The sequence below is a fragment of the Pseudomonas sp. Bc-h genome (assembly GCF_002080045.1).
Lineage (GTDB): Bacteria > Pseudomonadota > Gammaproteobacteria > Pseudomonadales > Pseudomonadaceae > Aquipseudomonas.
This window is the reverse complement of sequence record NZ_MUIN01000015.1, coordinates 304,440-330,047: the sequence shown is the minus strand read 5'-3', so window position 1 is coordinate 330,047 and position 25,608 is coordinate 304,440. Positions and strand designations below refer to the sequence as shown.

Sequence of the window (25,608 nt, the reverse complement as noted above, 5' to 3'; positions counted from 1 at the left end):
TACGACAGTGGCGAAGGCGGCGCCGGATCAATCCAGGGTCTACCCACCCATCAAAAAATTCCCCGGCCGCACGCCTTGGCCTTCTTCCAGCACCGGCACCTGGGCGTCGTCCTTGAGGTTCACCCCGGACAACTGCCGACGCCACGCCTCGCGCATCAAATAGAGCAACTTGTGCGCGGCCATGGCGTAGCTCATGCCTTCGAGTCGCACATTGGAAATGCAATTGCGTGACGCGTCGTTCAGGCCGACCCGAGGTGCGTAGGTGAAATACAGGCCCAGGCTGTCCGGAGAACTGAGGCCCGGGCGCTCGCCGATCAAAATCACCACCATCCGCGCCTTGAGCAGTTCGGCCACTTCATCGGCCACCGCGACGCGACCCTGCTCAACCAGCACCACCGGCGCCACGCTCCAGCCTTCTGCCGCGGCCAGTTCGTCGATGCGTTCGAGCATCAACGGGCTGTGGCGCTGAACCGCCAGTGAGGACAAACCGTCCGCCACCACCACTGCCAGATCGAAGCCCTCGGGATGTGCCTCACCATAGCTGCGCAGCTGCTCGACCGAATCGGCCGACAGCCTGCGCCCCAGATCAGGCCGCTGTAGATAGATGTTGCGATCCGTCGCCGAGCTGTGAACGGCCAGGCTATCACGCTGACGGCCAGCGAGCTGTTCACTCAAGGCAGCGTGATCGAACGGCAGATGCACGGCGTCCCGGGCCTGGGCGTGGGCGAACTGGAAATCCAGTTGCGCGGAAGTCGGCAGACTGGTGCCAGCATGGCCAAGGGCAATGCGCGCGGAGGTCAGCGAACGCAGCTGTCGCCATGCATCGACGTGCGCGGGCGATTTGTTGTCATCACTCATGACCGATGTCCTTCTTCAACGGCTGTTTCAACGGCTATTTCAGCTGCGCCAGCGCTTTGCGGAATAACGGCGGAACACCCTGCCCCAGCCGCACGCTGTTGTCGTCCTGACGCAGGATATCCATGCGCGTCAGCCACTCTTCGAACTCCGGCGCCGGGCGCAAGCCAATGGTCTTGCGCGCGTACAACGCGTCATGGAACGAGGTGGTCTGGTAGTTCAGCATCACGTCGTCGGAACCGGGAATGCCCATGATGAAGTTGATGCCCGCAACCCCGAGCAGGGTCAGCAACATGTCCATGTCGTCCTGATCGGCTTCGGCATGGTTGGTGTAGCAGATATCGCAACCCATGGGCACGCCCAACAACTTGCCGCAGAAGTGGTCTTCCAGGCCGGCGCGAATGATCTGCTTGCCGTTGTACAGGTATTCCGGGCCGATGAAGCCGACCACGGTATTGACCAGAAACGGATTGAAATGCCGGGCGACGGCATAGGCGCGGGCTTCGCAGGTCTGCTGGTCGACGCCGTGATGGGCATTGGCCGACAGCGCGCTGCCCTGCCCGGTTTCGAAATACATCAGGTTGTTGCCCAACGTGCCGCGATTGAGGCTCAAGCCCGCTTCGTAGCCTTCCTGGAGAATATCCAGGCTGATACCGAAGCTGCTGTTGGCCGCCTCGGTGCCGGTGATGGACTGAAACACTAGATCAACCGGCACGCCCTTTTCAATGGCCGCCACCGACGAGGTGACGTGGGTCAGCACGCAGGATTGAGTGGGAATCTCGTAATGACGAATCACGCCGTCGAGCATCTTAAGCAGCTCGGTGATGGCGCTGATGCTGTCGGTGGCCGGGTTAATGCCGATCATGGCATCGCCGTTACCATACAACAGACCGTCGAGCACGCTGGCGGCGATGCCTGCGGGGTCGTCGGTCGGATGATTGGGTTGCAGCCGGGTGGACATCCGCCCGCGCAATCCTACGGTATTGCGGAACCGCGTGACCACGCGGATCTTCTGCGCCACCAGCACCAGATCCTGCACACGCATGATCTTTGACACCGCCGCCGCCATTTCCGGCGTCAGCCCCGGCGCCAATGCCTTGAGGCTGGCTTCGGTGGCGTCGTCGCCCAGCAGCCAGTCGCGAAAGCCGCCGACGGTCAGGTGACTCACCACCGAGAAGGCGGCCTGATCGTGACTGTCCACAATCAGGCGCGTGACTTCGTCCTGCTCGTAAGGGATCAACGCTTCGGTAAGAAACCGCTTGAGCGGCACGTCGGCCAGGGCCATTTGCGCCGCCGCGCGCTCGGCGTCGCTGCTGGCGGCGATTTCCGCGAGGAAGTCACCGGAGCGCGCGGGGCTAGCCTTGGCCATGAGTTCGCGCAGGCTGTCGAAGCGCCAGACCATGCCACCGATGCTGTGGGAAAAACTCATAAGCCCTCATCCTTATCGATCCACCACGTATTGACCAGCAACTACAGCCTAACTCGCGACTGCAACAACCGCGCCGCGACTGCGGACCACTTTGCAGAACAGCGCGCCCGCTGCCATCAGACAGAGGAAGATGCCGCAAATCACCAGATTGAACCAGACCATCGCCACCAGGCAGACCACCGCCAGCACCAGCGCGATGCCCGGGACGATCGGGTAACCCGGAGCGCGGAAGCTGCGTTCCAGATTCGGTTCGCTGCGACGCAGTTTGAACAGGCTGAGCATGCTGACGATGTACATCACGATAGCGCCAAACACCGACATGGTGATCATCGCAGCGGTCAGCGTCATGCCTTGCAGGTTGACCAGGCCGTCACTGAGGATGGCCAGAATACCCACGACGCCGCCCGCGAGAATCGCACGGTGCGGGGTCTGAAAGCGCGACAGCTTGGCCAGGCTTGGAGGCAGAAAACCTGCGCGGGCCAAGGCAAAGAACTGACGGGAATAGCCAAGAATGATGCCGTGAAAACTGGCGACCAGACCGAACAGGCCGATCCACACCAGCATGTGCATCCAGTTGGAGTTGTTGCCGACCACTGCTTTCATTGCCTGCGGCAGTGGGTCGTTGATGTTCGACAGTGCGCGCCAGTCGCCCACGCCGCCCGCAAAAATCATCACGCCGATGGCCAACACCACGAGGGTCAGGATGCCTGCGACATAAGCGCGAGGGATCGTGCGTTTCGGGTCTTTCGCCTCTTCGGCGGCCATGGCCGCGCCCTCGATGGCGAGGAAAAACCAGATGGCGAACGGGATGGCCGCGAAGATGCCGCTGATCGCAGGCAGGCTGAAGGTGTCGGAACCGGCCCAGCCGCCCAGCACGAAGTTGCTGAAGCTGAAGCCGGGTGCGACCACGCCCATGAACACCAGCAGTTCGGCCACGGCCAATACCGTCACCACCAGCTCGAAGGTCGCGGCAATGCTGACGCCAAGGATGTTCAGAGTCATGAATACGATGTACGCGCCGATGGCCGCGACTCGCGGGTCAAGGGACGGGTACTGCACGTTGAGGTACGCGCCGATCGCCATGGCGATCGCCGGCGGCGCGAAGACGAACTCGATCAGCGTTGCCAGCCCGGCGATCATCCCGCCAGTCACGCCAAAGGCGCGCAGGCTGTAGGCGAACGGCCCCCCGGCGTTGGGGATGGCGGTGGTCAGCTCGGTGAAACTGAAGATGAAGCAGGTGTACATCACCGCCACCATCAGCGTGGTGACGAGGAAACCCAGGGTGCCTGCGGTGCCCCAGCCGTAACTCCAGCCGAAGTACTCGCCGGAAATCACCAGGCCCACGGCCAGTCCCCACAGATGCAGGGTTCCCAATGTCGGTTTGAGTTGTGTAACAGTCATGAGTGTGCACCCCGGTAGCCAAGCGACGGTATTTGCCTGACGTCGAGCATAGCCACAGGTTTACCGGCAAGGCTTGACCGCACAGGACGCGCGGTGTCGTGTGCGGTCAAGTTTTGCGACTGATTGGCGGTGGTGCGCCAACCCGGCGCGCGATCGGGGGCCTGTGCTTCATTTCGAGTCAGGGATGGATGGGGTCGTGCAACCTCAGTTCCCAGATCGATTCTCACGTGATGGGTCGTCAGGTAGCAAATCCTCGACATGCCCGCAAAGGTCCGCCTCGACATACTGGGTGGGAGGGAGCTTGCTTGCGAAGAAGCCGGTACATTCGGCACATCCATAGGGCCCGCACCCAAGCTTTCGCGAGCAAGCTCCCTCCCGCAAATGGGTGCGCTCGCGTTTCGCGAACTTTCTCCAACCCGTAACAAGGTATGACATTTGCTTGAATAAAATTCATACACACCCTGACGGCCCTTCATTTCAATGCTGCAGACCATGCTTCCCACAACGGCTTCCACCCCTTCCGCCGCCAGCAATCGCGGCGTGTTGTCGGCTGCCGCCAATGGGCTGGATGGCTTTATCGTGCAGCAAGGTGGTGATCTGGACCGCGTGTTCGGCTGCGCCGGCATCGACCCTGAACAATTGCTGCATCCGACCCTCAGCCTGCCGCTGACCAACTACTGCAAGGTGCTGGAAGAAGCGGCACGGCAGACCGGTTGCGACAACTTCGGCCTGCGTTACGGTCAGCAGTTTCAGCCTCAGGCGCTGGGCCTGCTGGGCTACATCGGCTTGTGTTCGGCCACGCTGGAAGACGCGCTGGTCAACTTTTCTCAGGCCTTTCCCTTCCATCAGCACAGTACGTTGATCGAACTGGTGGACCAGGGCGAGTGTTACCGCTTCGACTATCAAGTGCGACACGGCGCGATCCATGAACGCCGCCAGGACGCCGAATTGACCATGGGCATGGCGATGAATCTGGTTCGCCATGTGCTCGGCCCCGACTGGGCACCTCGGCAGGTGGCGTTCGAGCACGCAAGGCCTGAAGACTGGCATGAACACCGCGAGGCCTTTCACGCCGACGTGAGGTTCGAGCAAGGCTGCAATTCCCTGCTCATCCCCAAACGTGAATTGATCGGCAAGGCCATGCCCGGCAGCGACCCGATTCTGCTGATGCTGATCAAGGACGCCATTCGCCAACTGGGTGATACCGGCGGCGAAACCAGCGTGCTGGATCGCGCTCGTCAGACCATTCTCGCCACCCTCCATCTGGGCGAACCGGCCCTCGACGAAATCGCCCACAACCTCGGCCTGTCGGAATGGGCCCTGCAACGCAAACTCCGCGAATATGGCCTGAGCTTCACGCAACTGGTGGATCAGATCCGCCAAGAGTCGGCGATGGCCCACCTTAAGCAACAGCACCTCAGCGTCACGCAATTGGCCTCGATGCTTGGATACTCAGAGACCAGCGCCTTCTCCCGCGCCTTCAAGCGCTGGTTCGGACTGAGTCCAAAGCAGTGGCGCAGCGCGTCCGTCACCGCTCAGTAAGCACGCCTACGGAATGCACCTCTAGCAGAACGGCTTGCGGCCGGGAGCGCCTGTGAAATTGCTTCCGTCGGCAAGCCGGACTGCTACAAGGGTCAGCCCCGGCCTGCCGATCTCGATTACCGACAATAAAGACCACTGGTCAGACCGGTAAGATCTTTCTTTCACTCCCCTCTTGTTCTGTGTGTTTTTTCGGGCCTAAACTGCATGGGCATTGGACATACCGGTAAGACCACAATAATTAAGTCCGGGCATCAGGCCACCGCGTCTGGGTCAGGACACCGACTAGAGATCCTCATCATGCTCAAATGGTGCTCCCGTTCGATATTCCTTCAGGTCGTCATTGGATTGATGCTCGGCATCATCTGCGGCCTGGCCCTTCCCGAATTCTCTTCGCAACTCAAACCGCTGGGTGACGGCTTCATCAAGCTGATCAAGATGCTCATCGGCGTGATTGTGTTCTGCGTGGTGGTCAGCGGCATTTCCGGCGCTGGCGACCTGAAAAAAGTCGGCCGCATCGGCCTCAAATCCGTGCTGTATTTCGAAGTCCTGACCACCATTGCGCTGGTCATCGGCCTGATCGTCGCCTACGGCACGGGGCTTGGCAACGGCGCCAACATCCATCTGGACCAACTCTCGGTCGCCGACATGGGCGACCTCACCGAGCGCACCAAGCAGATTCACGGCGCGTCGACCTTTCTCATGGATCTGATCCCCACCTCGGTGATCGGCGCGTTCGCCGATAACAACATCTTGCAGGTGCTGCTGTTCGCCGTGCTGTTTGGCAGCGCCCTGAATCTGGTGGGTGAATCGGCCAGCGGCATCTCGCGGCTGATCAACGAACTGAGCCATGTGATCTTCCGCATCATGGGCATGATCGTGCGCCTGGCGCCCATCGGCGTGTTCGGCGCCATCGCGTTCACCACCAGCAAATACGGGGTGCAGTCGCTGCAGCATCTGGGCAGCCTGGTGGCGTTGTTCTACCTGACCTGCTCGGCCTTCGTGCTGCTGATTCTGGGCGGCGTAATGCGCGCTTCGGGGCTGAAGATCCTGCCGTTTTTGAAGTACCTGCGTGAAGAACTGCTGATCGTTTTGGGCACGGCATCTTCTGACGCAGTACTGCCGCAGATCATGCGCAAACTGGAGCACATGGGCATCGGCAGTTCGACGGTCGGCCTGGTGATTCCCACCGGCTATTCGTTCAACCTCGACGGCTTTTCGATCTACCTGACCCTGGCCATCGTGTTCATCGCCAACGCCACCGGCACGCCGCTGGCCTTCACCGATCTGCTGACCATTCTGCTGGTGTCTCTGATTACCTCAAAAGGTGCCCATGGCATTCCGGGGTCGGCACTGGTTATCCTCGCCGCAACCCTGACCGCGGTGCCGGCAATCCCGGTGGTCGGTCTGGTATTGGTGCTGGCGGTGGACTGGTTCATGGGCATCGGGCGGGCGCTGACCAACCTGATCGGCAACTGCGTCGCCACTGTCGCCATTGCCCGCTGGGAAAGAGACATCGACGTGAAACGCGCCAACAACGTATTGGCCAGCAAACAGGGGTTTATCTTTCAAGCGAAGAAAAACGCCACACCCGTTCACCACCAGGAATTCTGAAGCCGCCTCCCCGGGCGCTCACGAGGCGCCCTCCCCGGTTTCATTGACCACTCAGGAAAAACAGGATGATCAGCTCATCGACCGTCGTTAACTCCGTGGTAGAAAAACTGCGGGCAGCGCTTGCCCGTGGGCAATGGCGCTCCGGCGACATGCTGCCAGGCCAGCGCGAACTCGCCGAGCAACTGGGCATCAGTCGTCCCAGCTTGCGTGAAGCCGTGATCGTGCTGGAAACACTGGGGCTGGTGCGTTCGATGCCGGGCAAAGGCGTGGTGGTGCTGGACGAACCGTCTGCATCATCCAGCGCATCGGTGGCTTCCGTTGGCGTGGCCAATGCCACCCTCGCCGACGTCATGCAACTGCGCTATACCCTGGAGCCGTTCATTGTCGGCCTGCTCGCGCAATCGATCAGCCAGAAGGAAATCGCCGAACTGCGCCTGACCCTGATGGACATGCGCGAGGCCCTGGAGGATCACGACAGCGAGTCGGGCAGCAACGCTTACATCGCTTTCCATGAACAGTTGTTCGCCCTGACCTCGAACCCGATCTTCAGCAGCATGGTGCAGCAGACCAGCCAGGCCCTGAAACAATGCGCGCCGACTCTGCGCAACACCCCCGAGCACCTCGCCGCAAGGCTCAAAGAGACCGAAGCGCTGGTGCGCGCAATCCGCAACAAGGACAGCGCGGGGGCCAGCGAACTGATGCGTCAGCACATTCTGCAAGAAGGCCAGCGGATGGAAGTGGAGCTGGACATTCCGGGGCAGGATTGAAATCCAGTCGTCTTAGCAGCAAGGCTTGCCGGCGGTGGCGCCCTCGTAATCGCCACCGCCGGCAAGCCGGACTGCTGCGGATGGATCGCGATATACCGGGCACTCTGTTCCGTTAAACGGTCGCCCGCTGTAACTCCAACCGCCGCAGCCGGCCCATGCTCAAGAACGCCAGCGCACCCACCAATGCATGCGCCGCGACCACATACATCGCCCCCGAGAACGAACCGGTGGACTGCACGATGTAGCCGATGACTATCGGCGTGAAGATGCCGGACAGGTTACCGAACATGTTGAACAGACCACCTGCCATGCCGGTGATTTGCTTTGGCGATGTGTCGGACACCAGGGTCCAGTCCACCGCCACCACACCCTTGCCGAAGATCGCCAGCGACATGAGAATCGTCACCACCCACATCGACTCGGTGAAGTTGCAGAACACCAGCGTAGCGCCCATGGTCATGCCGCACACCAATGGAATCTTGCGCGCCACCGACAGCGAAAAGCCCTTGCGAATCAGGTAATCGCACACCGCACCGCCGCACAATGCGCCGAGCAAACCGCAGATCCCAGGGATCGCAGCAATCGCGCCGGCTTCCATGATGTTCAGCCCGCGACCCTTGACCAGATAAACCGGGAACCAGGTCAGAAAGAAATACTGCAGCGAGGTATCGCAGTATTTACCCAGATAGATCGACCACATCATCGGGCTTTTCAGCAGCACTTTCAGGTCCGAGAAACGCGGCACGAATGCACCCTTGGCCTTGGGTTTGTCCATGTCGACCTGAGCGCCGCCGTCACGCAGGTACGCAAGCTCGGCGCTGTTGACCATCGGGTGTTCGGTCGGCGGCTTGACCAGCTTGAACCAGATCAGACTGACCACGATCCCCAGCCCGCCCATGAACCAGTACACGTGCTCCCAACCATAGCGGTGGGCAATGAACCCCATCGCGGGCGCCAGCAGCACGACCGACATGTACATCGAGGAATTGAAGATCACCGTCGCCAGCCCGCGTTCCTGCAACGGGAACCACGCCGCGACGATGCGGCTATTGGCGGGGTACACCGGCGCTTCGATCAGCCCCAGCAGGAAGCGCAGCACGAACAGCGTTGCGATGGCGACCGGCACCGAAAAGAAGCCGATCATGCCCTGCGCTACAGTGATGGTGGACCACAGGAACAGCGACAGGCCGTAAACCTTGACCGAGCCGAACTTGTCCAGCAACCAGCCGCCCGGCAACTGCCCGAGCACGTAGGCCCAGGCGAAAGCGGAGAACATGTAGCCCAGGGTCACCGAGTTGATGCCCAGCACTTCGGTCAGTGCGGAGCCGGTGATGGAGAGCGTCGCGCGGTCGCCAACGTTGATGGCGGTGACGATGAACAGCATCGCCAGAATCGAATAACGCACCTTGCTGCGTACGGCGGTGGCGACAGCCGGGGCGGCTGCGCTTGCGGCGTTGGAGTGTTCCACATGAAAGCCCTCATTTTGTTTTTATAGATCGGCCAGCAAGAGCACCTCGCAGGAGGCGCTCCCGGTCATGTACAGACGATGTCGTTGCGGCGGCGAATCAGGGTCGGGAACCGACCTCTGCGACCTGCGCGGTCCAGGCCTTGACCTGCTCACTCAGCGACAGGCCCAACCCAGGGCGGGTTGGCACCAGCATGCGGCCATTGCGGGTTTCCAGACGCTCGTTGAACAGCGGTTCCATCCACTCGAAATGCTCGACCCACGGCTCAGTCGGATAAGCCGCAGCCAGATGCACATGCAGTTCCATGGCGAAGTGCGGCGCCAGCATCATCCCCGCCTGCTCGGCCATCGCCGCGACCTTCAGATACGGCGTGATGCCGCCGACCCGTGGCGCGTCGGGCATCAGGAAATCAGCGCCACGCAGCTTGATGAACTCGGCATGCTCGGCAACGCTGGTGAGCATCTCGCCCGTGGCAATCGGCGTGTCGAACTGGTGAGCCAATGCCGCATGGCCTTCGGCGTCGTAGCAATCCAGCGGTTCTTCGATCCAGATCAGGTTGAATTCTTCGAAACGACGGCACATGCGCTGCGCGGTCGGCCGGTCCCATTGCTGGTTGGCGTCGACCATCAAGGGGAAGTCATCGCCCAAATGCTTGCGCACCGTCGCCACGCGATGCAGGTCGATGGCGCAATCGGGCTGACCGACCTTGAGTTTGATGCCGCCGATGCCCTTCTCCCGGGACATGTCGGTGTTGTGCATCAGTTGCTCCAGCGGCGTGTGCAGGAATCCGCCGGAGGTGTTGTAACAGCGAACCGAATCCCGATGGGCGCCGAGCAATCGGGCCAGCGACAGATTGGCGCGCTTGGCCTTGAGGTCCCACAACGCCACGTCGAAGGCACCGATGGCCTGGGTTGACAAGCCGCTACGTCCGACCGAAGCACCGGCCCAGCACAGCTTGGTCCACAGCTTGGCGATGTCACTGGGGTTCTCGCCGATCAGCGCTGGAGCGATCTCCTTGGCATGGGCGAACTGGCCGGGGCCGCCCGCGCGTTTCGAGTAGCTGAACCCCATGCCGCGATGGCCATCCCGGGTTTCGATCTCGGCCACCAGAATCGCGATTTCGGTCATCGGTTTCTGCCGTCCGGTCAGCACCTTGGCGTCGCTGATCGGGTTGGCCAGCGGCAGAAAAACCGAAGACACCTTCACCCAGGCGATCTGGTCATTATCGGAAGACGTGCTGTTTTGTTGTTGTTCGAGCATGGGTTAGCGCCCCTGAATCCGCTGATGTTTTAATTGATGATTGCGCAATCATACGAACCGGTAAAAAAGGTGATCGGCTTCGGAAAGACAATCACCATGACCCGGATATTACACTGATTGCGCAATCATTCAATACAACGCCTGTCGGACAATCTGAAATTTCAGGGGATAGCAGCGATCAGGTGCTGGCGCGGTCAATGAGCGTGAAGCCGGTATCGACCCTTATCGGCGTGGCGCTTGAGCTGTGTTCCTGAAAGCGGTCGAGCAAGGCCTGAGCGACTTGCAGGCCAATACGATTACCATCCACGCGCACCGTCGACAACGCCGGATAGACGTGCGCGGCACTGCTCAGATCGCCGAAGCCCATCACCGCCAGGTCTTGCGGCACGCGCAAGCCGCGACTCGCAGCCTCTGCCAGAACGCCTTGGGCAACGGTGTCCGAACTGCACACCACCACATCAGTGGCGACGCCACGATCCAGCAAACCGGCCAGCCCTTCCCGCCCGACCTGCAGCGTTGCGGGGGGTGGGAGCAATTCCATGGGAACGTCGTCGATGCCGTGCTTCTTCAATTCGGCAATCAGGCTGTTGCAACGTCGCAAGCCGCGAGGGTCGCCGATGGTCACCACTGAGAAGCGTTTGTAACCCTTTTGCAGCAGATGCCGCGCGGTTTCTTCGCCGACTTTTTCGTGGGAGAAACCGACCAGCATGTCGATCGGGTCCTCGCTCAAGTCCCACGCCTCGACCACCGGAATGCCAGCCTGGGCCAGACGCACCCGGCTGGACTCGGTGTGCAGCGTACCGGTCAGCACGATGCCGTCAGGGCGCCGACCGAGCACCGCTTCCAGCAGCTTTTCTTCCTGCTCGGCGTCATAACCGGTCAAGCCCAGCAGCGTCTGATAGCCGGCCTGAGTCAGCCGGTCCATCAACGCCTGAACCGTGTCGGCAAAGATCGAGTTGGCGATGGTCGGCAAGAAGATCGCCACCAGCCGGCTCTTGTTGCTTGCCAGCCCGCCCGCCAGCATGTTCGGTACGTAACCGGTCTTGCGCACCGCCTCCCGCACCTTCTCCCGCGTGTCCTCGCTGACCAGATCCGGACGATGCAAGGCCCGGGACACCGTCATGGGCGACACACCCGCCACTTTGGCGACATCGATCAGCGTAAGGCTGGAGGCCTTTTTTGGCACGGACGACGACACGTGCTCGGCAGACCTGCCTGGTTTTTTCGGCATGAAGGGTTCCGGATTCAGCGCTTGGGGTCTGGCGCCGCGAAGAAGCACGCGGCGCCGGGAGGGAATTTAACAAAGGTTGGGGTTACAAGCACTGGGGTAGAGGCGCAAAGCCAATTGCGGGCCAGGCGTTAAGGCGCGTCCTGTTTGAATCCATTGTTCCGGGACGCCGCGTAATGCCGAGTCTGGTAGGGCAATAGGGTTTGTACTTTCAAACCAAGCCCTTCAGTCAGCCCCCAAGACACTGCAAGCTCATCGCGAAGCTCACGCAGCCGCGTGCCAGCAGGGGCCTCCAGTTCATGCTGACGGGGAAAGCGCTGCGCCAGCAAGCTCACTGCATGTAACGTTTCAACGGCTCGATCATCAGGGAGACAAACAAAACGAGTCAGCTTTTCCAGCAAGTAACCCACTCTTCTCGCCTCAACCTCTCCAGGGCCGCTTGCAAGGTAATGACAAAGCTCGGACTCGACGCTCGAATGCTCGTACCACACTTCATGGGCGAGGCTCACCAGTAAGTCATTGTCGGCCTGATTGAGCGGCATTTGCCCCAATCTGTTCAATGTTTCGGAAAGAACATGACCGTCAGCTTGGTTCACCATCACTGATCTCCAGGTAGTCCTGCAGGATATTTCTCAGAATCGATGTGGGTGGCTCGTGATTGCCAACATAACAATCTATGGCCTGTAGAGCCAAGCGTTCGAATTCCGAAGCAAGGATGAAGCCGCTACGCAGCAGCGCAAATATATCGCCGATGTCTTGATCGCTCGCCCGTCCGAGCTTGGAAATAGCGAGATCAACAGGCGCTGCAATCAGGAGCTGAAGCGGCGAGCCAGGGCTGAACCCTTCTAGAGGTATCCCTCTATCCAAATAATCTTCATGCAACGGTCCCAGGCCTGTGGAGAACTTCAAGTCAAAAGACAATTCAATAAGACGGCCTCTTGACGCATCGATGAATTTCTTCTGCGGCGCTACCATCAACATCGCACGCAGGTTGATGGTTGACGGCAGATCCACCGAAAAGAACTCGGCATCAATGTCCATCGACACCCGATGACTGGTGTAGAGATGAACCGCGCCCCCCCCCCCCAAAGACGATGACCTTGAGCGCTCCGGGCAGCGCGTTTTCAGCGATCAGTTCGCGCTCCAGAGAGACGAACATCGCAATCAACGCCTGCCCCAGAGCGGTATCACAATTGAGTACAGCCGGCCTTACCTCACCTGATTGGTCGCTTTTCATTGTTCGTCCCTGCCCCGAAAATTGATCGGTCAGAAACGTAACAACGCCAGCGAAACCGGTAAGTCAGGTGACACCCCGGTCTTTTGTAGGAGAGACCTCAAATGGTGGCAGGCAAAAACGCCCTACGAAAACGCCTCATCCACCCCCATCAACACACTCCGGTCCAGCTCATCCAGGCTGCAAATCCCCAACATGCCCATGTTCCGGCTCACTTCCTGTGCCAGCAGTCTGGCGGCGTGGAGCACGCCTTCTTCGCCACCCACGGCGGCGGCGAAGTTGAAGGGGCGGCCGATGAAGACGAACGCGGCGCCCAGTGCCAGTGCTTTCACCACATCGCTGCCGCGCCGGATGCCGCCGTCGAGCATCACCGGCACGTCCGGGCAGGCGGCGATGATCGCGGGCAGGACGCGCAGCGGTGCGACAGAGCCGTCCAGTTGCCGACCGCCGTGGTTGGAGACGATCAGCCCGTTGGCGCCAGCCTCCACGGCGCGTCTGGCATCGTCGGGGTGAAGAATGCCTTTGACCACCAGCGTACCCGGCCACAGCGCGCGGATCAGGCTCAGGTGCGACCAGTCCAGATGCCCGCGATCCGAGAAATCGCGCTCCACGGAGGGCGAAATGATCGGCGCGCCGCGATGGGCGTAGTTGTTTTCAAAATGCGGAATGCCGTGCTTGTACAGCGTGCGCAGGAAGGTCCAGAGCAGCCAGCGCGGATGGGTGATGCCGTCCCAGGCCAGTCGCAGGCTGGGGCGCAAGGGCGTTGAAAAACCTGCTCGGACGTTGTTCTCGCGGTTGGCGGCAACGGGCGTGTCCACGGTAATCACCAGCGTCTGGAAACCGGACGCGACCACTCGGGCAATCAACCCTCGAATGTTCGCTTCGTCCCCCGGCAGATAGGCCTGAAACCAGGCGTTGGGGTTGGCCTTGACCACTTCCTCCAGACGAATCAGCGAAGAGCCGCTCATGATCATCGGCAGGTTCATCTGCCCTGCGGCCTGCGCCAGCACGATATCGCCACGGTAGGCCGACAGTGCGCTGATGCCCATCGGCGCAAAGCCGAAGGGCCAGGCATAGGAGTGGCCAAACAGGCTTCTGGCCCCGCTGCGCCCGGAGACATTACGCAGCACCCGTGGCACGAACGCATAGCGCTGGAACGACTGCGTGTTGGCCAGCAGCGAGCGGTTGTCTTCCACCGCACCGGCAATGTACTCGTAGATCGGACGCGGCAAATGCCGTTTGGCCGCGCGCTGGAAGTCATCCAGATTCAACAGTTTGCTCAGTCTTGTCGTGCCCAACCTTCGCTCCTTGCTCCGCGATCGCGGATCCAAATCAACTCACGACTGCTTGCGCCCCAGATCCTGCAACCAGTCACTCATGTTCCCCGGTAGCAACAATTCGTGCCGCGCCCGCGAACTGGCGGTGTAGAGCAGCGAGCAGACACTGGCCAGCGAGTGGGTCGAGCCTTGACGGGGCGGACGCATCAGGTCGCGGGACAGCAGCACGGTGTCGAACTCCTGGTTCTTTACGTCTTCGACTTTCGCCAGTTTGATGATAGCGGCCGGGTCGCTGCAGAAACGCTGGGCGGTCTCGACGAAATCCTGCAGCGTGTTGCCCTGCCCCAGCCACTCGTGCATGGCCTTGAATTCGTGGCTCGCGCCCATCGCCGAAGCCAGGGCATCCCAGTACGCAAAACGGAAAATCAGGCGATGCTGTGGCCGATGATCCTCGCGGTACAACTGATCGACGCCTTTGACGAACAGGGTCAGGTGCTCCAGCGTTCTGGGCGGCAGATTGAAATGCGCGCCGGCTTCGGTCAGGCGCCTGAACCAGGCAAACAGGCCCCATTCGTTGGCGACCAGAATCGTCGTGGGCTTTTCCGGGATCGGCATCACGCTGTGGCCGATGATCCGGGTCGGATGCGGCGCGCGTCCGACGAAGCCTTCCTTGATGTCGCTGGGGTGCAGCTGGATCAGCGGGTCGAGCACCTCGGCCATCTGCTTGCCGGCGCGGATCGACTGGGTCATGAAGCGCTGGCGAATGAACCCGCCGTGGCGTGGGGTCTTGCCGCTGAGCTGCTGGAATTCATCGCCCAGGGTGATCACCGCCTGCGGGCTGCGATCAAGGATCTGCACCATGGGCGCGGTGAGTTCGTGGCTTTCGTCGATGATGATGTGGCTGTAGTTCTCGAAGATGACTTCCGAGGTCAGCGACAGGAATTTGATGCGCTGGCTGTTGCGAATCGGCAGACGAATGTGCGGCGCGGAGGGACGGACCGTTTCGCGCCACAACAGGCGGCTGTATTCCAGCAGCATGGCGATATCGGCCTGGCTCGCAGCGTGGCCCAGCGAGGGCAGATGTCGCGCCTCGATAGTCGGCAGCGGCGACAGGCAATAGCTGTGAACGGTGCTGCGGCAGACCCGCGCCACGTCACGGGGCTGCAGTTTCCCGACGGGTTGCAGGTTCAGCCACTGCGCAACCTGCTGATCGGACACCAACGAGCTTGCGCTGGTGCGCTGCATGTCGCTGTTACGCCAGCCCTTGGCCGTCAGGTCGCGATTGAGCAGCAGGTTAGCCATGTGGCCGAAGGTGCAGGCGTTGAGCCGACCGATCGGATTGGCCTGCCTGATGCGTTCCTGCAAAGCGGTGACTTGCCCTGGGAAGGTCGCCATAAGCAAGGTCTTTTCCGGGTCCAGCACTTCGAAGAACTTCGCCAACAGGAACGTCTTGCCCACCCCGGCATAGGCTTGCAGATGGAAGGACTCGTCCTTGCACACCTGAAACTCGTCGAAAATCCGGCTCTGCTGATCGCTCAGGCGCAAGGTATCGCCAGTCGACAGCGTGATCTCGCGGGTCATCGGTTCAAGCTTCTGGCGCTGACGTTTGCCGAAACCGAAGTCCCAGTGCCCCTCTTCGTCCAGATATTCCCGATCCTCGACTTCGTGCTGTTCCAGCAGGCTGACCCCGGCAATTTCCAGAACACTCAAACCCGCGGCCAGGTTGTCGGCGTTGAAACGCATGCGCACCAGATCGGCAAACGCACCGCCACCCTCCTCCACCGATAAAGCAGCACGCAGGACGTCGTCGAGCATCCGTTCCAGTTTTTCGATGGAGGTGTTCTGCGCGACCAGGGACTTGAGATTGAGCAACAGCATCAACGCGGCGAGTTGCGGCCGGGTCGCCTCGCTCAGAAACTCGTCCAGTGGCTCGCCCGCAGCCAGTGCCCTGGCGACCTCATCGGTCAAGGGCAAGAACAGCGAGGGCGGCGGAGCGAAGGAATCGGGTGAACTCATTGCGGGGAAATCGTCCTGATGAACGCGACGGCGCGGAAGGGGCGGCACGTGATGATATGCCAAACACACCCAAACTGCGCCATACCTCCTGACTCGCTCCAGTCCCTGTAGCTGTCCGGCTTGCCGGCGGTGGCGATCTCAAACGCCCTGCCGCCGGCAAGCCGTGATGCTACAGAGGCGTGCACGGTTCAAGCTCAATGCCTTACACCTGGTTCCACTTGCCTATCGCAGTGTGCTCGGAGCCACCTTCAGCCACTACCTGGCCACGGCTTTCGATCCACATCCCCAGCGGGGTCTTCTCGGAGCCGTTTTCGGCCACTTTGGGCGCCAGCTGGAAGCAATGGCTGTCGTCGGCGCAGCTTTTCTGCGCGGCAGCGTTGGCGTGCACGGCGAACCCGGCGAAAGCAAAAGCAAGGGCGGTCAGGCTGGTTTTGAAGTGTTTCATGGCGAATTCCTCAAGGGTGGTCGAAACAAGGCTTTACTGAGTTCAGCCTTTGCAGGCTCAAGTGGCCAGGTGCTGCCAGGATCAGTTGTCCCCGGCGCAGCCCTGGGCGATGGTGCGGTAGTTCAGGGTCTGCTTCTGGCCGTGGGAGTCCACGTAGTTCAGGTGAGTGCCGACCACGCCGCAGGTTGGTGTCGCATCGACTTCGGTCGACAGGGCCCGGGCGATGTCCAGGTGCTCGCCGTACATGTAGTTGTGCGCCGGGACGCTGTCCTGAGCCTGAGCAGACAGGGCACCGAAGCTCAGCGCGGCAAACAGAGTGGCGAGAGCGATTTTCTTTGCGTTCATGATGTTCTCCAGGATTGAAGGTTTTCAGTGGTCAAGGGTTGAATCGTTGATTGGGTTCGAGGCGGTACGTGTTGTCTCGATGGGTCCCATTGAATGCCCCTGAGGTATCCCGGATGTGTCGCGAAACGGCGGAAAGTAATCACTAAGTGTCATAGCGCTGCCTGGATACAGAGCGATACATTCGCACTGAAAAATCCGCTTTTTGCATCCGCGTGTATGCGTCGCGGTGCCAGATACAGTGCAATACAAAGGGTGGCAGGCAAGCCGCGCGCGGCTGGTTAAGATGCGCCACACGTCAATGAATTCGGGGAGTTGAAGCAATGGAGCACGTCGACCACATTCTGATCGTCGATGACGATCGCGAGATCCGGGAACTGGTGGGCAACTACCTCAAGAAGAACGGCCTGCGCACCACCGTGGTCGCCGACGGCAGGCAGATGCGCTCGTTTCTGGAATCGACGCCGGTGGACCTGATCGTGCTCGACATCATGATGCCCGGCGACGATGGCCTGCTGCTGTGCCGCGAACTGCGCACAGGCAAACACAAGACCACCCCGGTGCTGATGCTCACCGCCCGCAGCGACGAAACCGACCGCATCATCGGCCTGGAAATGGGCGCCGACGACTATCTGGTCAAACCCTTCGTCGCCCGCGAACTGCTGGCGCGGATCAACGCGGTATTGCGCCGCACGCGGATGCTGCCGCCGAACCTGATCGTCAGCGAAAGTGGCCGCCTGTTGGCCTTCGGCAAATGGAAACTCGACACCACCGCTCGCCATTTGCTGGACGCGGCAGGCACGGTGGTCACCCTCAGCGGCGCGGAATATCGCCTGCTGCGCACGTTTCTCGATCATCCACAACGGGTGCTGAGCCGTGATCAGTTGCTCAACCTGACCCAAGGCCGCGACGCCGACCTGTTCGATCGCTCCATCGATCTGCTGGTAAGCCGTCTGCGCCAGCGTTTGCAGGACGACGCCCGTGACCCGGCCTATATCAAGACCGTGCGCAGCGAGGGTTACGTGTTCACTTATGCCGTGGAAATCCTCGGGGACGACGCATGAAACTCAGCTTCGGATGGCCTCGGACCCTGACCTCGCGGCTGTCGTTGATTTTCCTGATCAGTCTGGTGCTGGCCCACGGTTTGTCATTCGGCCTGCAGTTCTATGAGCGTTATCAAAGCGCGATGACGCTCATGCTGGGCAACCTGGAACAGGACCTGACCACCACCGTCGCGGTGCTGGAACGCCTGCCCGCCAACGAGCGCGAAGCCTGGCTGCCGCGCTTCGAACACCCCAACTACCGCTACATGCTGGGCACCGGTCAGCCAGGCACGCCCATGGACATGAGCAAGGCGCCGGTCTCTGTGCGTTCGATGCAGGCCACCCTGGGCCGCGAATACGAACTGAGCTTCAGCAATATCGCGGACGTGCGCCCGCACTATCAGGCGCATCTGACCCTGAGCGACGGCAACCCGCTGACCATTGACGTGCGCCCGGCGATCACCCCGCTGTCGCCCTGGCTGCCGCTGCTGCTGATCGTGCAACTGGTGCTGCTGGTGACCTGCACGTGGCTGGCGGTGAGGACTGCGATTCGGCCGCTGACCCGGCTGTCCCAGGCCGTGGACAATCTGGACCCGAACGGCGAAGGCATACGTCTGGACGAGAACGGCCCGACCGAAGTGGCCTATGCGGCCGTCGCGTTCAATACCATGCAGCAACGCATTGCGGCCTACGTGAAGGAACGCATGCAGCTGCTCGCGGCGATTTCACACGACCTGCAAACCCCCATCACGCGGATGAAGCTGCGCGCCGAGTTCATGGACGAAGGCATCGAAAAGGACAAGCTGTGGAACGACCTCAGCGAGATGCAGCATCTGGTACAGGAGGGCGTGGCCTACGCTCGCAGCATGGACACTTCCACCGAAGCGCCGAAACGGGTGGATCTGGACTCGTTCCTCGACAGCCTGGTGTTCGACTATCAGGACATGAACAAGCAGGTGCAGTTATGCGGCAAGACCAGTTCGGTGATCGACACACGGCCTCATGCCCTGCGCCGAGTGCTGGTCAACCTGACCGACAACGCGCTGAAGTTCGCCGGTGCGGCAGAGCTGAAAGTGCTCGCCAATGACAACAAGGGCCTGTCGATTCAGGTGCTGGATCGCGGCCCGGGGATTGCCGAAGCGGAACTGCCGGAAGTGCTGAAACCGTTCTACCGCGTCGAAAGCTCGCGCAACCGCGACACGGGTGGGACGGGGCTGGGTCTGGCGATTTCCCAGCAACTGGCCCTCGCCCTCGGCGGCACGTTGAGCCTGTCAAACCGTGAAGGTGGCGGCCTGTGTGCCGAGCTCAAGTTGCCGATGAAGGTGGGGTGATCTACATCCCCCCTGGGGGTAGCATGGCTTGCGAGCGGTAGCGATTCTGAAAATGCCACCGCCGGCAAGCCGGGCTGATACAGGGATTTGCTCGTCTGAAATGGAAAGCGTTAATGGTGCAGCTACTTGAGCATGCGCACCGAACTCGTCGCATCACGCACCATCCGCAGTTCTTCTCCCTTGAGAAACTGCCCATAGTGCTCTTTCAGCTCCTCTTCCCAACCGGCCACTTCCTCAAGCACTTGCTCGGCTCGATCGCGAGAAAGCGCGAAATGCGCGTGATGACTGAGCAGGTTGGAACGACTGATCCCACTCCCCTCGCGCCCAACGGCCATCGCGAGGGTCTGCGCGGGGCCTTCGTCCAGCATAGGCAGCACGTCGTACATGGGTGACAGGCGCCACCGGCCTCCAACCCAGAGCACGGCGTGGTTTCTTGGGTGGTCATCCGAGTTGCCGCTCAGCGCGTTGTAGCACATGCGCTTGAACAGCTCCTGCAGGTCTTCGTCCGGCACGCCGCGACGTCGCATTTCATCGGCCACTGCCGCGTAACGCCAATCACGATGGTGCGCGCCGTTCCACTCTGAATCCAGTAGCGTCAGGGCACTGAGCATCGGAATACGTCTGGCACCGTCGGCAATGGCTGTGCGATCAAATCGCTCAACCAGCAGCGTTGAAGGATCTTCAGCATGCAAGGCGGTATTGGCGACCTTCAACCCCTTGCTCGAGGCGAACGTCATGCAGGCATGCTCGATGGACGGAAAGTCAAACTGATCGTATCGGTCCCGCGGCTTGGCCAGTATCAGCATGCCGTTATCCTGCAGTGTCCGCTTGGGCCGCGCACCGCCGAGTGCGGAACGCTGCTGGCGAATACTGAGTGTGGTCACCGACTCCCCATCCAGCTGGCCGTCGTAGACCGCTTCACAGGCCTCGACGAATTTCGCCAGCCCCTTCAGCGTAGGAATCGGGCCATCGCCCAAGCCAGGCGTGGGAACTGTCGACGTTCCGGCCATGAGATTGCCAACACGGTCGTTATTCGGCGATTTGAGGAGGTAGTCGATGGGCGCCAATTCCTGACCGTAGGCACGATGAAGCAGGCGCTCGCCCCAGCCGTCGGGCATGGCGTCGTGGATAAACCCGGGGATTCCACGGTTCTTGGCAATCCCGGTGTAGGGTTCGGCACGGAGCGGGTAATTGATGGGGTCGGGCACCCATCCGCCACTGTCTACATAATCGGGGGCGTAGATGAACTCACCGAATTTCCCGTTCAAGGTCAGCCTTCCAAGGGTGCCGACCTCGCCTGTCTGGGGGTGCTCCATGTAGATATAGGCGCGGGACATCAGAAATCCTCCGGCTTGGGTTTCGCCAGCCGCACTCGTCTGGAGGCAAGACTCTGGTGGGTGATCTCATCATCAGCATAACGGGTGATTTGCGAGGTTTTCTCCAATCCATCCAGCGAGGCAAAAACCGTTTCAGTGATACCCAGGCGCCACAACACCAGCATGAAGGATCGCAGGTCTACCCACTCTGACCCTGTTTCAATCTTGCGCAGCGTATGGGGAGACACGCCGAGGGACGCCTTGAAGTCGGCCTGACGAATGCCCAGCGCAAGGCGCCTGGCTTTCACTAAAAGGCCTATTTTGCTGAGAGCGTCCGAGCATACAACGGGAAAAAACTCGTTCATAACACTCACCATAGTGAACACTAAATCACTTAAAGATCACCTATGTGAACTTTAACGTCAATAAATTGTTAATTAATATACGTCCTGACGAGCATTAAGCCAATTAAGGCTGATGGAAATGAGCTTAATCTTGCGCCTCACAGCGATCTTCTGCAGTTTTGGGGCCAACTGCCATCAATCTGCTTCGCTTGAGACACCCTGTATCATCCGCCCCTCGCTTCACCCTCTCTCTACGTAGCGAAATCAAGGATTGTTCATGCGTATCCGCTCTCTGACTCCTCTTGCATTGATCATCGGCGCGACCTTCGGCGGGCAGGCGCAGGCCAGCGGTGATGATTCCTGCTACCCCGCGTGGTCGTTGCTTCGCGATTCGCTGGACGTGTGCAACAACCTGGTATTCCTGAGCCCCGGCAATGACAGCCGAGTGAATCTGCGGCTGTTGCTGGCTGATCGCAAGGCGCTGGAGCTCAAGCCCAACGCGTTGACCGAGGATGAGATGGCCGAGGGTTATGGACCGGTGCCTTTTGCCGTGGCGCGGCTCGACACGGGAGAGATCGGCGGCGACGAAAGCGAGGAGTCTGGTGCGGCGGCACTGAGCGTTCTGCTGGACAAGCTTGGCCTCAAACGCGACAGCACCGACAGCGCCGGGCAGGCGTTTCTGCAGGGTGAAGGCAGCCGTTGCCGCAGCAATCGCGACGACAGCGCGGCGCAGTTCATCGAGCAGCTGGTCGCCACTGCATCTCTGCCTGAGACCGAGCGCCAGTCGCTGGCACGCAGCCGGCTGCAACTGCTCGACGCTTGCACTTGGGACGCGGAAAAACAGGCAGGGCTGTTGCCGACTGACGTTCAATCCGCCGAGGGCAAGGCTTTCGTCAGCTATCTGCAAGCCGCGTCGGATTTCTACAGCGGCCGCTTCATCGAGGCGGAAAACGGCTTTGCCAGCCTGAGCGAAACGTCGCAGCCGTGGCTCAAGGAAGTAGCGAGCTACATGATCGCCCGCACCCGCCTCAACGCCGCGCAGCAGGATGCGTTCGACGAGTACGGCACGCTCAGGCAGGACAAGATCGACAAACCCGCTTATGCCAGGGTCGCCGAAGCCTTCGATCACTATCTCGGTGCTTATCCCCAAGGTCGCTACGCATTGTCGGCCAAGGGCCTGATGCGCCGGGTTCACTGGCTGTCGGGGGACCTCGACAAACTTGCTGACGATTACAACGCGCAGCTGACTCAAACCCGCGACGAGCAGCGCAACGTGCCGATGGATGCGCTGATTCAGGAAACCGACAACAAGTTACTGATGAGCATGGCTCAGGCGACCCCGTCGGCACTGATGACGGCCACCAGCGACCTGATGCTCATGCGCCCGGACACACCGGCGAAGCTCACCCGCGATACGTTGCTGGCACAGAAAGCGGTATTTGCCGAGCGACCGGCAATGTTCGACTACCTGCAGGCGGCGTTTGCCTTTTACGTCGACAAACAGCCCACCAACGCGCTCAAGCTGCTGCCCAGGGATATCCCCGCCACGCTCGATTACTTTGCCTTCAGCCAACAGACCTTGCGTGGCTTGGCGCTGGAAGCCAGCAACGATCTGCCGGCGGCCCAGTCGCTTTGGCTGAAATTGCTGCCGCTGGCGAGGCAGCCGTTGCAGCGGGAACAGCTGGAACTGGCGCTGGCAATGAACTATGAACGCAGCGACCAGCTGGATAAGGTGTTCGCGACCGCCTCGCCGATCCAGTCGGCGCAGGTGCGCTTGATCCTGCTGGACAAAGTGGCCAGCGCCCCGCTGTTGCGTCAGCAGATCGAGCAAGGCATCAACGACACCGAAAAGCGCACCGCGCAATTCGTGCTGCTCTATAAGGAGCTGCTGCACGGCCAGTACGCAGCCTTTGCCGACGACCTCAAGACGCTGCCGGAAAAGCCCGCTGAAGACAAACTCGGCACCAGCCTGGGTTACGTCTACGGCACCGGGCAGACTTTGCAGCTGTTCCAGTGGAGCGGTGCCAAGGCCGACTCCGGTTATGCCTGCCCGCCCGTCGCTGAAATCGCCTCGCTGTTGCAGGCCAACGACAAAGATGCCAAAGGCCTGAACTGTCTCGGCGAGTTCATCCTGCGCAACGGTCTGGACAGCATGCCGCTGGACCAGCGCCCCGGAGCGGGACAATTGGGCAGCACCGGATCGGGTTTCAGAGGCGAGCTGTTCTCGCGCCTCAACGGTTATCAGACCGTCATCGCCGACTCCAAGGCAGCCCGCGAGGACAAAGCCTATGCACTGTTCCGCGCTATCAACTGTTACGGGCCATCGGGTTACAACAGTTGCGGCGGCAGAGACGTCGCGCAATCGGTGCGCAAGGGCTGGTTCAAGCAACTGAAAACCACCTATGGGAGCACGTCGTGGGCTAAATCGCTGCAGTATTACTGGTGATGAAAGAACATCTGCTGCGGTCCGCGCTGATCTGGCTGCTGTGCAGCGGCTCGGCCTGGGCCACGGTGGATGCGCGGGATCACGATGCGTTCTGGCTGTGGAGCGGCGTCGCCCCGCAACCGGTGCTGAATCAGGCGAAGACGCTTTATGTGCTGCAAGGCCAGATCAGCGCGCCACGGCGGGAACGCCAGAACGTGGCGCTGATTGCCCAAGGCATGAGCGTGAGCCGTTTGCCGCAGCAGGATCTCTGGATCGTCTATCGCGCCCACACGCTGCGTTGGCCGGAGGGGGTTTACACGCAATTGCTGGGGCAGGTTCGGCGCTGGCAACAGGCGGGCAATGCGATCACTGGCGTTCAGATCGACTTCGACGCCCGAACCCGGTACCTGCAGGATTACGTGGCGTTTCTGAAGGACCTGCGCCAACGCCTGCCAAGCCAATACAAATTGAGCATCACCGGCCTGATGGACTGGAGCAGCAACGCCGATCCTCACGCCATTGGCCAGTTGAAAGGCGTGGTGGATGAAGTGGTTGTGCAGACGTATCAGGGCCGGCGCAGCATCCCCGATTACGCGGCGTACCTGCCGCGGATGAGTCGACTGGGGCTGCCCTTCAAGGTGGGGCTGATCCAGGGCGGCGAGTGGTCGGCGCCGGACTATCTGAAAGACAGCCCATGGTTTCGCGGGTATGTGGTGTTTTTGCGTAATCCGACATGATTTGATGCCGCAAAGCCTGAGATGCCAGCTTCACTCACGCCCCTCTTGCCGGGCCCCCACAGACTCTTGGGACTTCTTCGGCGTCTTGGGCTTCGCGGACTTACTGGGCTTCGTTGGCTTCGTTGGCTTCAAATAGGGACAGGCTGCAGCGGCTCCGCCACCCAACTCACTTTCAACAGCCTTCGCCAGCAGATCCCGCTTTGTCGAAAGCGAATAGATATTCTGCTTGTAGGCTTGCGCTGTTTGCGTCCCAAACACGGCTGCGGCAAGTACCCGGTCCGCGAGAATTCGCGCTAATAGAAGCCGAGCGTCGTCCAGCGTCGGCGCCGCTTCCGAAACGATGATATGCGTCTCGTGAAATTCCGGCTTCATCTGCGACTTTATGATCTGCTCGTGTGCGCTTTCTTGTGAAACCGTCCAGATACATTGAAGGACCACATACATCTTGTCCCAGGTTGCCTGGCCGACGCTGCTTCGCCACGCTTGCAGCTTCGTCTTCATGGCTGCAACTTGTTCTACCGCCGCTGCTGTCTGATTGACAAGGATATCCGAGCCTATGCTGGTGCAGAACGTGATGTAGTCAGCAATAGTGAAGTCGCCCCGACCCACGACTTTGGCGATGAAATCAATCGACTCACGCAGAATGTTGGTGCTGGACGTCAACGCTGGCCCGGAAATGTCCAGTTGGTTCAGGCGAAGCTGTACAGCTTCTACTTGCAACCCAAAGGCTTTCAATGGCTCTAGCCACTGACGATTAAGAGGATATTCAGCGTAAGGAAATATGATCGAGTAAATCGCCAACGGGATGTGAGCAATGGCTTTTAGCTCTGTGTAGAGGTGATTGATTTCCTCAAATACGTAGGTCGTGTGCTCATCTTCACAGAATGTGTAGCGCCCGCCGTTGAATGTCGCTTCGGCGTACAGAATCGGATAAAGCGTTTTGGCCAGGACTTGCAGATTACCTGCATAGTGCCGACGCATCGCGATATCGATATCCACCGCAAACTGATGCGCCTGCAGCTTCTGATTCCCAGCGGCCATTGCGATTTCGGGAGGGGTATAGGGGTAGCCATCAGCGGGATCGAGAGCCATTGATCGAAGTCCTTTTCAAGCAGCCATTCAGCGTGGAACAAGAGACCGAGTTCCACGTGATCGTTACTTAATCAATAGCACCCCAGACAGCCGTCGCTATAACGTTTCGAAATTGCCGTAATCGCCAAAAATTTAGCCAAGCTCGATATCCAGCAGCGCCGCGCCCAGTGCCTTGCCGTGAGCATCCAGTGCCAGCGAGCGGGTCACGCCGCCTTTGAGGATGCCGGGCAAGACGAAATTCAGTGCCTGCACATTCGGCAATTCATAGCGCCTCACTGGGCCGGCTTTCGGGTCGAGCAGCTCGGCGAAGTGCTCGGTCACCCGCGCCACGGTCAGCTGTTCAACCAGCCGCGGAAAGTCTTCGGACCTGAAGGCGATCACCGAGATGTTCGAGGTATCGCCCTTGTCCCCGGTCCGCGAATGGGCGAGTTCTCGCAATTTGATCGG

24 protein-coding genes are annotated in these 25,608 nt (G+C 60.4%); 7 read left to right on the top strand and 17 right to left on the bottom strand.

Annotation, left to right across the window (positions count from 1 at the left end; translation table 11 throughout):
* Nucleotides 1–39: 39 nt before the first annotated feature.
* The 3 genes from eutC to eat are packed head-to-tail and all read right to left on the bottom strand — an operon-like array spanning nucleotide 40 to nucleotide 3,685.
* Nucleotides 40–858: an ethanolamine ammonia-lyase subunit EutC gene (gene eutC, locus BWR59_RS28605; protein WP_081569043.1), complete on the bottom strand. Its 819-nt coding sequence runs from the start codon at nucleotides 856–858 to the stop codon at nucleotides 40–42.
* Between the two features lie 34 nt (nucleotides 859–892).
* Nucleotides 893–2,284 carry an ethanolamine ammonia-lyase subunit EutB gene (locus BWR59_RS28600; RefSeq protein WP_081569042.1) on the bottom strand — a complete coding sequence of 464 codons (1,392 nt, stop codon included), beginning with the start codon at nucleotides 2,282–2,284 and terminating at the stop codon, nucleotides 893–895.
* 48 nt (nucleotides 2,285–2,332) lie between these two features.
* Nucleotides 2,333–3,685 carry an ethanolamine permease gene (gene eat / locus BWR59_RS28595; RefSeq protein WP_081569041.1) on the bottom strand — a complete coding sequence of 451 codons (1,353 nt, stop codon included), beginning with the start codon at nucleotides 3,683–3,685 and terminating at the stop codon, nucleotides 2,333–2,335.
* Nucleotides 3,686–4,177: 492 nt separating this feature from the next.
* Between eat and BWR59_RS28590 the strand changes: the two genes are divergently transcribed.
* The 3 genes from BWR59_RS28590 to BWR59_RS28580 all read left to right on the top strand — a co-directional run bounded on the left by BWR59_RS28590 (nucleotide 4,178) and on the right by BWR59_RS28580 (nucleotide 7,605).
* Nucleotides 4,178–5,227: an AraC family transcriptional regulator gene (locus tag BWR59_RS28590; RefSeq protein WP_230982107.1), complete on the top strand. Its 1,050-nt coding sequence runs from the start codon at nucleotides 4,178–4,180 to the stop codon at nucleotides 5,225–5,227.
* A gap of 297 nt (nucleotides 5,228–5,524) precedes the next feature.
* Nucleotides 5,525–6,838, top strand: coding sequence for a C4-dicarboxylate transporter DctA (locus tag BWR59_RS28585; RefSeq protein ID WP_081569039.1), 1,314 nt, complete (start codon nucleotides 5,525–5,527; stop codon nucleotides 6,836–6,838).
* Nucleotides 6,839–6,903: 65 nt separating this feature from the next.
* Entirely contained in the window at nucleotides 6,904–7,605 is a 702-nt protein-coding gene (locus BWR59_RS28580) for a FadR/GntR family transcriptional regulator (RefSeq protein ID WP_081569038.1), read from the top strand.
* Between the two features lie 112 nt (nucleotides 7,606–7,717).
* Here BWR59_RS28580 and BWR59_RS28575 read toward each other — a convergent pair whose 3' ends face one another.
* From BWR59_RS28575 to BWR59_RS28535, 10 genes are all read right to left on the bottom strand, one after another.
* Nucleotides 7,718–8,989 carry an MFS transporter gene (locus tag BWR59_RS28575; RefSeq protein WP_081569103.1) on the bottom strand — a complete coding sequence of 424 codons (1,272 nt, stop codon included), beginning with the start codon at nucleotides 8,987–8,989 and terminating at the stop codon, nucleotides 7,718–7,720.
* A gap of 181 nt (nucleotides 8,990–9,170) precedes the next feature.
* Nucleotides 9,171–10,331: a mandelate racemase/muconate lactonizing enzyme family protein gene (locus BWR59_RS28570; protein ID WP_081569037.1), complete on the bottom strand. Its 1,161-nt coding sequence runs from the start codon at nucleotides 10,329–10,331 to the stop codon at nucleotides 9,171–9,173.
* A gap of 178 nt (nucleotides 10,332–10,509) precedes the next feature.
* The gene (locus tag BWR59_RS28565) at nucleotides 10,510–11,562 is read right to left on the bottom strand and encodes a LacI family DNA-binding transcriptional regulator (protein ID WP_081569036.1); all 1,053 of its coding nucleotides are present in this window, start codon (nucleotides 11,560–11,562) and stop codon (nucleotides 10,510–10,512) included.
* 128 nt (nucleotides 11,563–11,690) lie between these two features.
* Nucleotides 11,691–12,158 (bottom strand): hypothetical protein, encoded by a 468-nt coding sequence (locus BWR59_RS28560; protein WP_081569035.1) that lies wholly within the window; start codon nucleotides 12,156–12,158, stop codon nucleotides 11,691–11,693.
* Nucleotides 12,142–12,600, bottom strand: a complete 459-nt coding sequence (locus tag BWR59_RS28555) for a DUF6036 family nucleotidyltransferase (protein WP_230982106.1) — start codon at nucleotides 12,598–12,600, stop codon at nucleotides 12,142–12,144. The genes BWR59_RS28560 and BWR59_RS28555 overlap by 17 nt, the downstream gene beginning before the upstream one ends.
* Nucleotides 12,590–12,796 (bottom strand): hypothetical protein, encoded by a 207-nt coding sequence (locus BWR59_RS32975; RefSeq protein ID WP_230982105.1) that lies wholly within the window; start codon nucleotides 12,794–12,796, stop codon nucleotides 12,590–12,592. Before BWR59_RS32975 ends, BWR59_RS28555 begins: the two co-directional genes overlap by 11 nt.
* 122 nt (nucleotides 12,797–12,918) lie before the next feature.
* Nucleotides 12,919–14,091, bottom strand: coding sequence for an alpha-hydroxy acid oxidase (locus BWR59_RS28550; RefSeq protein ID WP_230982104.1), 1,173 nt, complete (start codon nucleotides 14,089–14,091; stop codon nucleotides 12,919–12,921).
* A 39-nt stretch (nucleotides 14,092–14,130) separates the two neighbouring features.
* Nucleotides 14,131–16,086: an AAA family ATPase gene (locus tag BWR59_RS28545; RefSeq protein ID WP_081569033.1), complete on the bottom strand. Its 1,956-nt coding sequence runs from the start codon at nucleotides 16,084–16,086 to the stop codon at nucleotides 14,131–14,133.
* A 202-nt stretch (nucleotides 16,087–16,288) separates the two neighbouring features.
* Complete coding sequence (locus tag BWR59_RS28540; protein WP_081569032.1) at nucleotides 16,289–16,531, bottom strand: hypothetical protein; 243 nt, start codon at nucleotides 16,529–16,531, stop codon at nucleotides 16,289–16,291.
* An 81-nt stretch (nucleotides 16,532–16,612) separates the two neighbouring features.
* Nucleotides 16,613–16,876, bottom strand: a complete 264-nt coding sequence (locus BWR59_RS28535; RefSeq protein WP_081569031.1) for a DUF2790 domain-containing protein — start codon at nucleotides 16,874–16,876, stop codon at nucleotides 16,613–16,615.
* A gap of 320 nt (nucleotides 16,877–17,196) precedes the next feature.
* Between BWR59_RS28535 and BWR59_RS28530 the strand changes: the two genes are divergently transcribed.
* Complete coding sequence (locus BWR59_RS28530) at nucleotides 17,197–17,937, top strand: response regulator (RefSeq protein WP_081569030.1); 741 nt, start codon at nucleotides 17,197–17,199, stop codon at nucleotides 17,935–17,937.
* The gene (locus tag BWR59_RS28525) at nucleotides 17,934–19,247 is read left to right on the top strand and encodes a HAMP domain-containing sensor histidine kinase (protein ID WP_081569029.1); all 1,314 of its coding nucleotides are present in this window, start codon (nucleotides 17,934–17,936) and stop codon (nucleotides 19,245–19,247) included. The genes BWR59_RS28530 and BWR59_RS28525 overlap by 4 nt, the downstream gene beginning before the upstream one ends.
* A 122-nt stretch (nucleotides 19,248–19,369) precedes the next feature.
* Here the strand turns inward: BWR59_RS28525 and BWR59_RS28520 are convergent, their stop codons facing one another.
* Together BWR59_RS28520 and BWR59_RS28515 are read right to left on the bottom strand one after the other, a co-directional pair.
* Nucleotides 19,370–20,584 carry a type II toxin-antitoxin system HipA family toxin gene (locus tag BWR59_RS28520; RefSeq protein ID WP_081569028.1) on the bottom strand — a complete coding sequence of 405 codons (1,215 nt, stop codon included), beginning with the start codon at nucleotides 20,582–20,584 and terminating at the stop codon, nucleotides 19,370–19,372.
* A complete protein-coding gene (locus tag BWR59_RS28515; RefSeq protein WP_081569027.1) occupies nucleotides 20,584–20,928 on the bottom strand; it encodes a helix-turn-helix domain-containing protein in 345 nt (114 codons plus the stop codon). The genes BWR59_RS28520 and BWR59_RS28515 overlap by 1 nt, the downstream gene beginning before the upstream one ends.
* A 256-nt stretch (nucleotides 20,929–21,184) precedes the next feature.
* On the opposite strand from BWR59_RS28515, the gene BWR59_RS28510 reads away from it, so the two are divergent.
* Both BWR59_RS28510 and BWR59_RS28505 read left to right on the top strand, forming a co-directional pair.
* A complete protein-coding gene (locus BWR59_RS28510; protein ID WP_081569026.1) occupies nucleotides 21,185–23,353 on the top strand; it encodes an outer membrane assembly lipoprotein YfiO in 2,169 nt (722 codons plus the stop codon).
* On the top strand, nucleotides 23,353–24,069 hold the full coding sequence (locus BWR59_RS28505; RefSeq protein WP_081569025.1) for a DUF3142 domain-containing protein: 717 nt from the start codon (nucleotides 23,353–23,355) through the stop codon (nucleotides 24,067–24,069). The genes BWR59_RS28510 and BWR59_RS28505 overlap by 1 nt, the downstream gene beginning before the upstream one ends.
* Before the next feature lie 30 nt (nucleotides 24,070–24,099).
* Here the strand turns inward: BWR59_RS28505 and BWR59_RS28500 are convergent, their stop codons facing one another.
* Nucleotides 24,100–25,161: a hypothetical protein gene (locus BWR59_RS28500; RefSeq protein WP_081569024.1), complete on the bottom strand. Its 1,062-nt coding sequence runs from the start codon at nucleotides 25,159–25,161 to the stop codon at nucleotides 24,100–24,102.
* 132 nt (nucleotides 25,162–25,293) lie between these two features.
* Entirely contained in the window at nucleotides 25,294–25,605 is a 312-nt protein-coding gene (locus BWR59_RS28495; RefSeq protein WP_081569102.1) for a hypothetical protein, read from the bottom strand.
* Nucleotides 25,606–25,608: the final 3 nt, after the last annotated feature.